The organism is Tenacibaculum sp. A30, assembly GCF_051200845.1.
In the GTDB taxonomy this organism is placed as follows: domain Bacteria; phylum Bacteroidota; class Bacteroidia; order Flavobacteriales; family Flavobacteriaceae; genus Polaribacter.
Map to the genome: position 1 here is coordinate 656776 of NZ_CP195160.1, position 14712 is coordinate 671487.

Sequence of the window (14712 nt, forward strand, 5' to 3'; positions counted from 1 at the left end):
ATTATTCTATCTATAAGTAATCTTTCAATTTTACTTTACTTCATCATAATGATCATCCCAATTTTTAGGATGTGGTTTCCCTAATTTTCCTACAGATTTTGCCACCAAAGTAGATACTGTAGCATCTCCCGTAACATTAATTACTGTTCTACACATATCTAAAGGTCTATCTACAGCAAAAATTAACGCTAAACCAATTGCTAATTTATCTGCTGGAAAACCTACAGACTCTAATACAATAACTAGCATTACCATACCCGCTCCTGGTACTGCTGCAGAACCTATAGAAGCCAATAAAGCCGTTAGTATAATGGTTAATTGATCCCCAAAAGTTAAATCGAAACTCAAAGCCTGCGCAATAAATACCGCTGCTACTGCTTGATATAAACTCGTTCCATCCATGTTAATAGTAGCTCCTACGGGTAATACAAAACTCGACACTTCTTTATCTACTCCCACATGTTCTTCAACACGCTCCATTGTTACTGGTAACGTTGCTGCACTTGAACTTGTTGAAAAAGCTAACAATTGCGCTGGACTAATTTGTTGTAAAAACCAAAATGGATTCTTTTTTACAAATACACTTATTAAAATCATATAGAAAACAACAAGTAATAATAATCCTCCTACCACAGTTAATGCGTATTTTAATAATGCTAATAATAAATCTGGATCATTTGAAGATACTACTACGTTAGCCAATAATGCAAACACTGCATACGGAGCAGTTAACATAATTAAATCGACCATTTTTAGTACAACTTCATTTAAAGAATCGAAAAACTTCTTTAATGGTTTAGATTTCTTCTCTCCAATTAACAACATTGATATTCCTAAGAAAATGGTAAAGAAAATTACTTGTAACATCGCTTTGTTGTTACTCATTGCCTGCATTGCATTATCAGGAACCATATCTACCACAAACTGTAAAGGTCCGCTTGCTTTTTGCTTGCTTGCTTCTGCTATTTTTGATTGTACTCCTCCGCTATTCGCATAGGTTTCTGTTAGTTTTGCTATAGTCTCTTCAGAAATTCCGTTTCCTGGTTGTACGATATTAACCAACATAAGCCCTACCGTTATAGCGATTACCGTAGTACCTATATATATTTAGTATAGTACGTAAACCTATATTTTTAAATTTAGAAATATCTTTTAAATCTGATATCCCTTTTACTAAAGACGCTATAATTAATGGAACTGCTATTAATTTTAATAATTTCACAAAAATAGTTCCTAAAGGCTTTATCCAGTCAGCTACAAATGACGCTCCTCCTTCAACGAAAGTCATCGCTAAGCCAAATAAAATTCCTAAAATCATTCCTATTAAAATTTGCCAGTGTAGTGCAAGTTTCCTCATGTAATCTGTTCGTTTTTTTTGAGGCTGTAAGGTAAAAAGAAATATTTAAAAAAAAGTGACCTCAAATTTGTAACTTGTGTCTCATAAAATAAGAACTTAGTACTAACCTTATAAAATTAAAAATGGCAGGAATTTTAGACTTATTAAACAGCGACTTAGGTAAAACAATTGTTTCTGGTGTAGCAGGATCTACTGGTCAAGATACTGATAAAACAAACAGTGTATTAACAATGGCTTTGCCTGTTTTAATGAAAGCTATGCAACGTAATGCTTCTTCTTCTGAAGGTGCAGAAGGATTAATGAGCGCATTAAACAAGCATGATGGAGGAATTTTAGATAATCTTGGTGATTTATTTAACGGCGGTGTAAATTCAGACGTTTTACAAGATGGAAGTAAAATTTTAGGACATGTTTTAGGAAACAAACAACAAGGTGTTGAACAAGTAATTGGTCAAAAAGCAGGTATTGATGCTAACGCAGTAGCAGACATCTTAAAAACTGCGGCTCCGATCTTATTAGGCCTATTAGGAAAACAAAAACGCGAAACCAATGTAAATAACGCTGGTGACTTGGGAGGTTTGTTAGGTGGTTTGCTTGGAGGAAACTCTAACGAAAGAGAACAAAGCTTCTTAGAACAAATTTTAGATGCCGATGGTGACGGTAGTATTGTTGATGATGTAGCAGGAATGGTATTAGGAAATGCTAGCAGTAGTCAACAAAAATCAGGTGGTTTATTAGGCGGATTATTAGGTGGTGTTTTTGGAAAAAAATAAACTTTCTCTTTTAATGATGAATCAAAGGGCAAACATTTGTTTGCCCTTTTTCTTTTAATTACTTTTGCCACGATTATTACTGTATGGAAAAATTAAAACAACGTTGGGGAGTAGACAATAACTGGTCTTTGGCTGCAATTTTTATTGTATTTGCTATTAACGGTTCTTTTGCTGCTTGGGTAGCTAAACCTATTACTGGCTTACTTGGTTTATCACCAGAAACCATGTCTCCTTGGTTGTATTATCCTTTAAGAATTTTACTTATTTTTCCTATTTATCAAACTACTTTGCCTTTAGTAGGTTGGGTTTTTGGTCAATTTAATTTTTTCTGGGACTTTGAAAAGAAGTTTTTAAGTCGACTTGGATTAGGATTTCTTTTCAAGAAAAACAACTAAAAAAAACCTAATAATCAGTATTTTACCTTTATTTTTGTTTTTATAATTTCTTACCTTCGTACGTCGATTAGATTTGTAATACCTCCTCTATTAGTTCCCTTTTCTTTAATAGAATCACTAACAAAACCTAATTTCGTATGAAAACTTTACAAAAAGCAATACTAGACAAAGGTATTTATGGTTTAATTTCTGAAATTCCTAAACCTTCTGATAAAAAGCTTTTTATAACTTTTGAAATCTATTAACAAAGTAAACTTAGTCTACTTTGTTAATTATTTCATTTATATTGATTGGAATAGGCAAATCTACTCCTTCTTTTAAGAAACGCTTGTGTACTGCTTCTTTTAGGTTACATTTTGTTTTAAATTCCTGAAAAGGCTCGTTTAACCATACGTAAGCACGTACATGTATGTGGTCTGAATGTATATCAATAACACGAACATCTACTTGGTTTACATCTGCCATTACTTGCTCGGGCGTTCGATAATCTATTACCGTAGGCAATTTTACGGCTTCTTCTTGTATAATCTTTCGCGCTAAATCTATATCTGCTTTTAAGCCTAATTTAAAGTTATTAAAACTTAGAATATGAGAATCTTCTATCGTATGATTTAAAATAGAATCGGTACTAATTACAGAGTTTGGTATAATTAACCTTTTGTTCTCAAAATTATTAATTACTGTATGACGTAGCGTAATATCTTCAACAATTCCAACACGAGTTTCATCTAACTTAATATAATCGCCTACTCGAAACGGACGGAAAATAACAATAAACGCTCCCGCTATTAAATTAGAGAGCGCTGCTTGTGCAGCAAAACCTATAATCGCCGCAATAATACCTGCTCCAGAAAAAATTAACGTTGCCTTGCTTCTAAAAGCAGGCACTGTCATAATAATATATATGACAGTTAAAAGCCCTATTACAAAGGTTACCGAATTACGTAAAAACTGAATACTGGTTCTACCAAAACGGTCTTCTTTTTTGATTTTAATTAATCGCCAAATAATCGCTCTAACTAATCTGGACATAAGCCATGAGGTTAGAAAAACAACTATAATGTAACCTAAAACACCAAAAAAAGTATCTAAATTGAAACGATATGGTATTAATTCACTCATTAAAATAATGCGGTTTGACTTTCGTCGTCTTTACTTTTTTTCTTTTTTTGAAGCGCTCGTTCTAAAGCTTTTTTGGCTTTATCATCTTTCGACTCTTCAAATTCTTTTTTAATCTCAGGAACATCTACATCTAGTACTAAAGACTCTTCAACTACTTCTTCCTCTTCGTTTACCTCAATATCTTCTACTTTCTCTTCTTCTGGTTCTTCATACGGAAGAGATTCTAAGAGATTAACCGTTTTTATTTTTTCAGCAGTTAACTGATTTCCTAAAGCTTTAATCCCTTTAACAGCTATAAACTCTTCAAAATTCACCTCGACATTCTCTAAGCTACGCTTTGAGAAAATTACTTCAGCTACTGGTCGGTAATCCGTTGAAATGATTTGCAACTTTGATTTTTCATGTTCTGAAATGAAAATTTCTTCTTTATCAGGAGCTTCTATTAAAAAACGTTTTACGAAATAACGTTCTTTATTTCCATCAAAATAAATTGCTGAAATCGGTTTGTTTGGTTTCCACTTTTCTAAAACAATCATATCATCTTCGAAATGCATTGCCAAATCTGGAGTTACCGCTTTTATTTTTCCTGATTGTGTTGCTATTAAAATTTTATCTTCTGCTTTAAATTCTCCTAACAACTCACCTCTTCCATCTACATTTAAGCGTTGAACTGTATCATCAAACCAAATTTTACGTGGTTTTAAAGTAGACACTCCTGCTTCTTTAAATTCTACCTTTTTAATCGCATATTTAGTTACTTGGTTACCACGAACACTACGACCTTTTATCGCTAAATCAGCAAAATCAATATCCCATTTCAGTTTTTTAATACTTCCAACAGCACGCAGTAAAATAGTTACTACTTCCGCTTCTCCATTAGGGTTTGCTGAGAAGTACAATACTTTTGATTTAGAATCGTCATTTGCTAAGTTGTACTCTTTATCACGTGTAACCGATGTTACATTGAAACGCTTCATAAACGAAGCTCCTTTAGCTCCGTCTCTATATATCATGTTATAAACAGTACGCTTATCTTTCTTTTTGAAAATTGCAACGTGTATAATTCCTTTTCCTACGAAAGTCTTCGAATCAACCTTGGTTACAATCATCGACCCGTCTTCTCTAAACACAATCACATCGTCAATATCTGCACAATCAGTAATATATTCGTCTTTTTTCAACGATGTTCCTATAAACCCTTCCTCTCTGTTTACATATAACTTTGAGTTACGCATAACTACCTTAGTAGCTACGATGTCATCAAAAATTCGGATTTCAGTTTTACGTTCTCTTCCTTTACCGTATTTAGTTTTTAATTCTTTAAAATAATCAATCGCAAAATCGATAAGGTTTGCCAAGTAATTCTTTACCTCTGCTATTTTTTCTTCTAAACTTTCAATAAATTGTTTCGCCTTGTCAATATCAAACTTAGAAATCTTTTTAATTCGGATTTCTGTTAAACGTACGATATCTTCTTCAGTTACTTCACGTTTTAAATGTTGGATGTGCGGCTGCAACCCTTTATCAATAGCTTCAATTACACCTTCCCAAGTTTCAACTTCTTCAATATCACGATAAATTCTATTTTCAATAAATATACGCTCTAACGAAGCAAAGTGCCATTGCTCTTCTAACTCATGTAACTGAATTTCTAACTCTCGTTTGAGTAATTCAACTGTAAAGTCTGTCGACTTTCTTAAAATTTCACTTACGCCTATAAAAATAGGTTTGTTGTCTTCAATAATACAACATAGTGGTGATATGGAGTTTTCGCAACTGGTAAAAGCATATAAAGCATCAATCGTTTTATCTGGAGATACATTAGGTGGAAGATGTACTAAGATTTCTACCTCAGCAGCCGTATTATCTTCTATCTTTTTAATCTTGATTTTACCTTTATCATTCGCTTTTAAAATACTATCAATTAACGAAGAGGTAGTAGTACCAAATGGAATTTCGGTAATTACCAGTGTTTTTTTATCTAGCGCTGATATTTTAGCACGTACACGAATTTTCCCTCCTCTTTTTCCGTCTTTATAATCAGTTACATCAACGATACCTCCAGTTAAAAAATCAGGAACAATGGTAAAACTTCTTCCTTTTAAATATTTAACAGAAGCATCTATCAACTCATTAAAGTTATGTGGAAGAATTTTCGTTGATAAACCAACGGCAATACCTTCTGCTCCTTGTGCTAATAACAATGGAAACTTTACAGGTAAGTTTACGGGTTCTTTTTTACGCCCATCGTACGATGCTTGCCATTCGGTAGTTTTGGCGTTGAAAACAACATCTAAAGCGAATTTAGACAAACGTGCTTCGATATAACGAGAAGCTGCAGCACGGTCTCCTGTAAGAATATTACCCCAGTTACCTTGCATATCAATCAGCAATTCTTTCTGTCCCATTTGTACCATTGCATCGGCAATAGAAGCATCTCCATGCGGGTGATACTGCATGGTATGCCCAACAATGTTCGCTACTTTATTGTAACGACCATCGTCTAAATCTTTCATCGAATGCATAATACGACGTTGTACGGGTTTGAATCCGTCTTCAATCGATGGTACTGCACGTTCTAAAATTACATACGAAGCATAATCTAAAAACCATTCTTTATACATACCGGTTACCTTGGTAATGGTTTCAGTACTTTCAATAGGTTGATCTAATTCTTCGTCGTGTTCGTAATTGTTGTTTTCTTCACTCATATATGAATGTTTAAACGTTTATTCGTTTAAGAGTTCTTTTGTTTCTTCTTAATTAGTAAAAAAATAGCTATAAAAACTAAGGCTGCAACTATCATATTGATATAAGACGCCCTATTTGCCTCCCAATTTAAATTATCAAAATCAACATTAAATACGTTGACAAAAAAAATTGAAAATGCTATTAATAAATATATTCTAGCTCTTCTATTTCTATCCATTATTTTTTCTTGTTCTTAATTACAAGCTGTTTATTTACCTGATGTTTTTTTGTAAACTGCATCACAAAGATGAATAAAACAGCAGAAATGATTCCTAAGTACGGAGATAAGTTATTATTGAAACTTAAGTTACTGTAATCAATTTGTGTAAACCATCCAATTAAGATGACTCCAAAAAGGATCGACATAGCATCAAAAATTTTTCCTACGCTTTTCATTTAGTTTTATTTTTTCAATTTTAAAATAATAAAAACAGACAATCCTATAATTCCTATATATGATGCAAAATTACCCTCAGCAGTTAAATCTTTAAAATCAATAGAAAAGAGTAATAAAAAAATGATAAAACCAACTAGATAAACCATATTTCTATTTTAAGCTTTTCATTTAACTATTCTCCTCTTTATTTTTAGACGATTTGATTGATAGTATCATTGATAGTGAAACTAACGCCATTGATAACGCACCTAAATATGGATTTAAATTAACCTCTAAATTAGTTAACTTACCTAAATCGATTTCTAAAACATTCACAACCAATAGTATTAATGCCGCAATTAAAATTACTATTCTTAACTTTTTCATATTAATTTTCTTCTACTAAGTCTAACTCTACTTTTAGGTTATTGATGATAAATTTTTGTCTGTCTGGAGTGTTTTTACCCATATAAAACTCTAACATCTGTTCTATCGACATTTCTTTATCTAACATTACGGGATCTAAACGAATATCATCACCAATGAAATGAACAAATTCGTTAGGAGAAATCTCCCCTAATCCCTTAAATCGAGTTATTTCTGGTTTTCCTCTTAGCTTATCAATTGCAGCTTGCTTTTCTTCTTCTGAATAACAATAAATTGTTTCCTTTTTATTTCGAACTCTAAATAGTGGCGTTTCTAAAATATATAAATGCCCTTCTTTGATAACTTCTGGAAAGAACTGTAAAAAGAAGGTTATTAATAACAAACGAATATGCATCCCGTCTACATCGGCATCGGTAGCAATTACAATATTGTTGTATCGTAAATCTTCTAGTCCGTCTTCAATATTTAAAGCAGCTTGTAACAAGTTAAACTCCTCATTTTCATACACAATTTTTTTAGACAATCCATACGAATTTAAGGGTTTTCCTTTTAAACTGAATACTGCTTGGGTATTTACATTACGTGATTTAGTAATCGATCCACTTGCCGAATCTCCCTCGGTAATAAATAGGGTTGTATCTAAATATCCATCTTTTTTGGTATCTCCAAAGTGAATACGGCAATCACGTAATTTTTTGTTGTGTAAACTCGCTTTTTTAGCACGTTCACGAGCTAATTTTCGAATTCCTGATAATTCTTTACGTTCTTTTTCAGCCTGTAATATCTTTTTCTGAAGCTTATCGGCTATCTCGGTATTCTTATGTAAAAAGTTATCTAACTGTGTTTTTACAAAATCATTGATATAGGTACGAACGGTTGGTAAATCACCTCCCATTTCAGTAGATCCTAATTTAGTTTTCGTCTGACTTTCAAAAACAGGTTCCATCACTTTAACAGAAATGGCTGCAATGATAGATTTACGAACATCTGATGCATCAAAATTCTTTCCAAAGAACTCACGTACTGTTTTTACTACTGCTTCTCTAAAAGCATTTAAGTGTGTACCACCTTGTGTGGTGTTTTGACCATTTACAAACGAGTGATACTCTTCTGAATATTGCGTTTTACTGTGTGTCATCGCAATCTCAATATCATCACCGCGTAAATGAATTATCGGATACAACATATCATCTTGATTGTTGTTGTCTTCCAATAAATCTTTTAATCCGTTTTCTGAATAAAACTTTTCACCGTTAAAAACGATGGTTAGTCCTGGATTTAGATATACATAGTTTTTCAGTAATTTTATAATATACTCTGGACGATACTTGTAGTTCTTAAAAATGGTTTCGTCTGCAATAAAGGTTACTTTGGTACCTCTACGACGCGATGTTTCTTCAAGAAATTCTTCATTCGTTAAATTTCCTTTTTCAAACTCTGCTGCTGCTGATTTACCATCACGAGTAGACTCAACTCTGAAGTAAGTAGACAAGGCGTTTACCGCTTTGGTACCTACTCCGTTTAATCCTACCGATTTTTTAAAGGCACGCGAATCGTACTTACCTCCAGTATTCATTTTCGATACTACATCGACAACTTTTCCTAACGGAATACCACGACCGTAATCGCGTACAATTACTTTATCGCCCTGTACCGAAACTTCAATCGTTTTTCCTGTACCCATAACAAACTCATCTATAGAGTTATCGAGCACTTCTTTAACCAAAATATAAATACCATCGTCGGGTGAAGAACCGTCTCCTAATTTACCAATATACATCCCAGGACGCATACGGATATGTTCTTTCCAATCGAGCGAGCGAATATTATCTTCGGTATATTTTGTTTCTTGAGTCATAAAAATAAAGGAAATTGAAGTCTTTGCTAAAATAGTGTTTACAACGTAAAAACAAAAAACTCTGTTAATTTAATTATTAACAGAGTTTGAGTTTTATTGCGATTATTTTGCCAGAATTATCTTCTACTGTAATTAGGCGCTTCTTTAGTAATTGCTACATCGTGTGGGTGACTTTCGTTGATACCGCTTGCAGTAATACGAACAAATCTTCCTGTTTCTTTTAACGTATTAATATCTTTTGCTCCACAGTATCCCATTCCTGCACGTAAACCTCCAACAAACTGGTGAATACTTTCTTGTAATTCTCCTTTGTACGGTACACGTCCTACAATTCCTTCTGGAACTAATTTTTTGATATCATCTTCTACATCTTGGAAATAACGGTCTTTTGAACCTTGCTTCATTGCTTCAACAGATCCCATTCCACGATATGATTTGAATTTTCTTCCGTCGTAAATAATAGTTTCTCCTGGAGATTCTTTAGTTCCTGCTAATAATGATCCTAACATTACACTATCAGCTCCTGCTGCGATTGCTTTAGGGATATCACCTGTATAACGAATACCTCCATCTGCAATTACAGGAACTCCACTTCCTTTAATAGCTTCTGCAACTTCTAACACTGCTGAAAACTGAGGAAAACCAACACCTGCTACTACACGAGTAGTACAGATAGATCCTGGTCCAATTCCTACTTTTACAGCATCTGCTCCTGCTTCAACTAAATATTTAGCGGCTTCTGGTGTTGCAATGTTACCTACAACAACATCTAATGTTGGGAATTTAGCCTTTACTTCTTTTAATACTGAAACCACTCCTTTGGTATGTCCGTGAGCAGTATCAATAATTACAGCATCAACACCTGCTTTTACCAACGCTTCTGCTCTATCAACAGCATCGTGCGTTACACCTAACGCTGCAGCTACTCGTAAACGCCCGTAAGAATCTTTATTAGCAATTGGTTTTTGTGTTAATTTGGTAATATCTCTAAAGGTAATTAACCCTACTAATTTATCATCATCATTAACAACAGGTAATTTTTCAATTTTATTTTCTTGTAAAATTACTTCTGCGTCTTTTAACGAAGTTCCTTCAGCAACAGTTACTAAATTTTCCGAAGTCATTACTTCTACGATAGGACGCTCGTTATTTTTTTCGAAACGTAAATCACGGTTAGTTACGATTCCTACTAACTTTCCTCCTTCATCAACAATAGGAATTCCTCCAATTTTATGCTCACGCATTGCTTGTTTTGCATCTAACACAATTGAAGTTAATGATAAGGTTATCGGATCGATAATCATACCACTTTCTGCACGTTTAACTTTGCGAACCTCAAGAGCTTGTTGCTCTATTGTCATGTTTTTATGCAACACGCCTATTCCTCCTTCTCTTGCAATAGCAATTGCCATAGCAGATTCGGTTACAGTATCCATTGCTGCAGACACTATAGGGACATTGATTGTTATGTTTCTTGTAAATTTTGTTTGGATTGAAACTTCTCTTGGAAGTACTTCTGAGTAGGCAGGAACTAATAAAACGTCGTCGTACGTTAATCCTTCACCTAATATTTTATTTTGATGAGCTTGCATATGCAATCAATTTAGTGTGTTGTTAATTAATTGCATGCAAATATACTACAAAATATATAATATCGGTTAATTTAACGTTAGTCTTTTTTTGGTACTAAAATCGACTTTATAATAAAGAATGAAGAGAGTATGTATGTAGCTGTCATAAAAAAGCCAGAAACCATTACTATGTATTTCATCCACGTAATACCTGTCCACATTAAATAAATACCACCGAAAGTACAAACTACCGAAACAAAAGGCTCAATCATTAAAAATAATTTAAGTTTCATTCCAATACTTGTTGTAGATAAAATAATTGCCAATAAAAAGAAAATTACTGAAATTGATAATATATGGTTGTGCACCAATGTTTTTATTTCTCCTTCAGATTTTTTAAACATCATTTTGGTAGCCTCTTCATCGTCTTCGTTTCCTAAATAACGCTCTTGAATTCCTTTAGAACTCGCATTGGTAGTATCATTTACAAATGAAAGTCCACCAAAATAGCCTATACTTAACGTGGCTACAAAAACAATTATTAAAAATTTTATTTCTCTAGGAAACTGATGAATAACTCCGTGTACTTGCATTTATAATACCTTATTTTGATGAAGAACTGCTAAATTTTGAAGAAATGTATTTACCGCAATAGTCATTGAAGAAGCTGAAATTGTTGCTCCTGAAATTGCCATTATATCTTTTTCGTATTGTAAGACATCTGTAGAAGTTTTTCCGTTAAATTGTTTTAACCAACGCTTACTTCCTATTTCTCCGCCATAATCTTCGCGGTAAATCAATATTTTAGTTTTTACTATGATTAAGTTTTTATCTAATAAAATTAAATAATCAAACTCATCTGTTTTACTCGGAGCTTTATCTACATAAGCATACCCTATTAGTTCGTTCTTTACATGAATTTTAAAAAGCTTATCCTCTTCAATTTTTCGAACTAATAAATCGTTTACATTTTTTGAAATCTTTATTTCCTCTAAATTGAAAGTCTCTATCTCAAAGGTTTTAGTTATTTCTTTAGTTACTTTTTTTTGTACATTTTTAGGAATGACAAACGACAGCAAGCTAAAAGAAGCTACGAACAGTACTAAAGGAAATAATAGTTGTTTTCTCATGTTACAAAAATATTGGAATTAGTCTAAATAAAAAACAAAAAACGAACCATATTAACATAATTTGATTCGTTTTTTTATTTGATATGTTTCTAGTTAGGTTAGAACCAAACTCCGAAACCTAAGTTTAATTGCTTAATTGTTTGGCTACCTGATACAGCATCATTTTTAAGTTGATAATCTGCTTTAAATGCAGCTCCTGGTGCTACTTTATACGTTAACCCAAACGTCCACTCATCACGATCGTAAGCTAAGTTTTTAACAGTTCCTTCAGCTACAGATGCGTGTGTATTGTAATCTTCGTAACGTGCAAAAGCATGTAATTGTTGCTTTTTATCTTGTGGTAATAAGTTATATGCTGCTTCTAAATACCAGCCTTGTAATGCGCTTCCTAAATCTGGACGAACAATTTCTCCATCTCCATTAGTGTACTCATAAAAGTCATTGTATTCTTTAGCATCTGATATACTAGCATGGATAAACTGACCGCGTGCTGTAAAACGTTGGTACGCATAACGAGCATCTAAACCAACCATAGCAATTCCTACATCAGCTCCTTCTAAATCTTCTACATCGTTTTCAGATTGTGTTCTTCCAAAGTATCCTGATAAACCTAAACGTAAACCTGGTAATCCGTAATAATCTACTTTACCAGAAACATTGATATTGTTCATCATAGATTCTGCTCCTTTTTGACGTCCACTACGGAATCCGTCTTTTCCTCCTAAAAACTTACCGTCGTTTTCAGATTTGAATCCGTTAAACATATAAGCTTGGTAACGTAAAGAAGCTGCATCCCATTTACCTGAAACCCCTAAACCTAATTCTCTCCATGTAGATGGAACGATAGATTTATCCATACTTGGTCTTTCTACTCCGTTAAAGGTAGTTGGTTCGTGGTATTCATTAACAATACCCATTGGTACTAACATTAAACCTGCGCGTAAGTTTACGTTATCAGCAATTGTATATTGTAAGAAAGCCTGCTCTACATATACTTCTTTTACGTGTTCAAATTCAATTTCTGTTACGAATTGAGTTCTTTCATTAAACTTGTATCCGAAAAGCATTACTAATCTATGAACATCTAGTTTAGCGTTTTCACCAGTAGCTCTGTTTAAATGTGCTTCTGCATACCCCCCAACTGTAAGTCCTTGTTGACTTAAGTTTGAAGATAAAAGACGTTGCGCAGCATTCTGCTGAGTTTGCGGGTTAGTTGGAATACTATCTGTTGGAGCCGTTTGCGCTGTTGCAAATAATGATACTCCTGCTAATAAACCGAAAAATACTTTTTTCATTTTTATTTAGATTAATTTTAAACTAATTTTGTTTTACGACCGCAAAATTAGTAGAGATAATCAATCTAACAAATTTTATTAAGATTTATTTTAAATAAAATTTAACAGTTTTTAGTATTCACTTAACATACAATAAATTAAGCCTACTCTACTTTAAAAAGATTAACAACAGCTTTACGTATGTCGTATGCTATTTCTTCTTTTTTAGGGGTATAAATACTTATAACTCCTTCGCTTTTGTCTGAAAGCATAGGTATGTCAAGTCCTCTTAACAAATAGTCTGAAAAGGCAACTGTATAGACTTTATCTTCTTCAAGTTTACCATTTTTAAGTATCCATTCTTCATTTTCTTTCTTAGCATTGAATCGTTGTAAATAAGCTCCTGTTCCTGAAGCTGCTTCTCCAAAGTCTAATACTTCTTTCAATAAACTTCCTTTAATTTCTACTTTTAAAACCTCGCCTCCATAAGGCAAAACTCTAAAAATATCCACAGCGTTTACATCTCCTGCTAATACATCGTCTATTCTAACAGAACCTCCATTTACTAATGCACAGTCAACTTCATTATTGTAAGCTAAACTCATAGACTCTGCTATAATCTTTCCCATATTGGTTTGAACACTTCTAATAGTACTTTCTCTTGCATCTAGTGGTTCTTTAGCAGTATATAAAACTTCATAAGGATTAGAAACTACTTCTTGAATTTTATTTTGCAAAACAACCTGCCATTTATCAACTACATCTTGTACTTTTTTATTTGAAGCTATCGAGTCATTAATCTCTTTTAACTCTGACTTAAATTGAGTTTTCTTAGTTGCTGGATCATATTCAAACCTATGAATATAAGCCGTTTTAGCATTTGCATCGGCTTTCGCAATTACTACCTCTCCTACTTTATCGTAGCTGTTTGTGTGTTCATGTCCTCCCATTATTAAAGGTACATTAGGTAATAATTTTGCAATCTCTTTGTCTTGCGTTAACGAAGCATGAGTTAAACCGATAACTATATCTACATTATCTTTAATTTCATTATATGCACGTTTTATTTCTTCGTACATATCGCCATAGTGTACATAACTCTTAGGGTTAGATGGAATACAAACACTTATTAAACCTACTTTTAACTTTGTACCGTCTGGATTTACAAATTCTTTTATGTAAGAATCTTTTAAACTTTGCTTTTCTCCATCAATAGTTTTATGAAAATACGAATGTTCACCATTTATATTATGTAAAACGTTAGCCGAAATCCATTCAAAATTACTTTCATTCAATCTAGCTTGTAAATGTGTGTAACTTAAATCGAATTCATGATTACCAAAAGCAACCACATCAAAATTCATTGCATTCATTACTTCTACCATTTGCTTACCTCTAACACGTTCACCATTATGACTCATGGTTCCTATTAAAGAAGGCGATAAAAAGTCTCCTGCCAACACTAACATTGTTTGCTCGTTTTCTTTAAGTAAATCTTGATGTACAGTTTCTACCCTAGCCATTCCACCATATTTACCTCCTTGTATTGGAGCTATTTCATATACATCGTTTAATTGAAGAATTGTAAAGTACGTTTTATCAGCATCTTTTGTAAACTGATATTTATTTGTTGAAGTGTTAGCCGTTTTTTTATTTGTATTACAACTAACTATAAATAAGGTGATAAAAAGTACTAAAAGGATTCTAATCTGTTTCAT

General features: G+C 33.0%; 12 protein-coding genes and 1 pseudogene. 2 read left to right on the forward strand and 11 right to left on the reverse strand.

Features of this window, described 5'->3' with window-relative positions; all coding sequences use genetic code 11:
• Positions 1-30: 30 nt before the first annotated feature.
• A pseudogene (locus ACR9ES_RS03080) lies at positions 31-1357 on the reverse strand (dicarboxylate/amino acid:cation symporter).
• A gap of 122 nt (positions 1358-1479) precedes the next feature.
• Here ACR9ES_RS03080 and ACR9ES_RS03085 point away from each other — a divergent pair.
• Both ACR9ES_RS03085 and ACR9ES_RS03090 read left to right on the forward strand, forming a co-directional pair.
• Positions 1480-2130, forward strand: coding sequence for a DUF937 domain-containing protein (locus ACR9ES_RS03085; RefSeq protein ID WP_435255049.1), 651 nt, complete (start codon positions 1480-1482; stop codon positions 2128-2130).
• A gap of 83 nt (positions 2131-2213) precedes the next feature.
• Positions 2214-2525 carry a DUF6787 family protein gene (locus ACR9ES_RS03090; RefSeq protein ID WP_435255050.1) on the forward strand — a complete coding sequence of 104 codons (312 nt, stop codon included), beginning with the start codon at positions 2214-2216 and terminating at the stop codon, positions 2523-2525.
• Positions 2526-2780: 255 nt separating this feature from the next.
• Here ACR9ES_RS03090 and ACR9ES_RS03095 read toward each other — a convergent pair whose 3' ends face one another.
• The 10 genes from ACR9ES_RS03095 to ACR9ES_RS03140 form a co-directional block, all read right to left on the reverse strand.
• Positions 2781-3647: a mechanosensitive ion channel family protein gene (locus ACR9ES_RS03095; protein ID WP_435255051.1), complete on the reverse strand. Its 867-nt coding sequence runs from the start codon at positions 3645-3647 to the stop codon at positions 2781-2783.
• Positions 3647-6358, reverse strand: a complete 2712-nt coding sequence (locus tag ACR9ES_RS03100; protein WP_435255052.1) for a DNA gyrase/topoisomerase IV subunit A — start codon at positions 6356-6358, stop codon at positions 3647-3649. Before ACR9ES_RS03100 ends, ACR9ES_RS03095 begins: the two co-directional genes overlap by 1 nt.
• Positions 6359-6575: 217 nt before the next feature.
• Positions 6576-6794: a hypothetical protein gene (locus ACR9ES_RS03105; RefSeq protein WP_435255053.1), complete on the reverse strand. Its 219-nt coding sequence runs from the start codon at positions 6792-6794 to the stop codon at positions 6576-6578.
• 169 nt (positions 6795-6963) lie between these two features.
• The gene (locus ACR9ES_RS03110) at positions 6964-7161 is read right to left on the reverse strand and encodes a hypothetical protein (protein ID WP_435255054.1); all 198 of its coding nucleotides are present in this window, start codon (positions 7159-7161) and stop codon (positions 6964-6966) included.
• 1 nt (position 7162) lies between these two features.
• Positions 7163-9019: a DNA topoisomerase IV subunit B gene (locus tag ACR9ES_RS03115; RefSeq protein WP_435255055.1), complete on the reverse strand. Its 1857-nt coding sequence runs from the start codon at positions 9017-9019 to the stop codon at positions 7163-7165.
• Between the two features lie 116 nt (positions 9020-9135).
• Entirely contained in the window at positions 9136-10611 is a 1476-nt protein-coding gene (gene guaB, locus ACR9ES_RS03120; RefSeq protein WP_274634144.1) for an IMP dehydrogenase, read from the reverse strand.
• Between the two features lie 77 nt (positions 10612-10688).
• Positions 10689-11183 carry a hypothetical protein gene (locus ACR9ES_RS03125; protein WP_435255056.1) on the reverse strand — a complete coding sequence of 165 codons (495 nt, stop codon included), beginning with the start codon at positions 11181-11183 and terminating at the stop codon, positions 10689-10691.
• Complete coding sequence (locus ACR9ES_RS03130) at positions 11184-11720, reverse strand: FMN-binding protein (protein WP_435255057.1); 537 nt, start codon at positions 11718-11720, stop codon at positions 11184-11186.
• A gap of 98 nt (positions 11721-11818) precedes the next feature.
• The gene (locus tag ACR9ES_RS03135; protein ID WP_299011501.1) at positions 11819-13015 is read right to left on the reverse strand and encodes a porin; all 1197 of its coding nucleotides are present in this window, start codon (positions 13013-13015) and stop codon (positions 11819-11821) included.
• Between the two features lie 143 nt (positions 13016-13158).
• Complete coding sequence (locus tag ACR9ES_RS03140; protein WP_435255058.1) at positions 13159-14712, reverse strand: bifunctional metallophosphatase/5'-nucleotidase; 1554 nt, start codon at positions 14710-14712, stop codon at positions 13159-13161.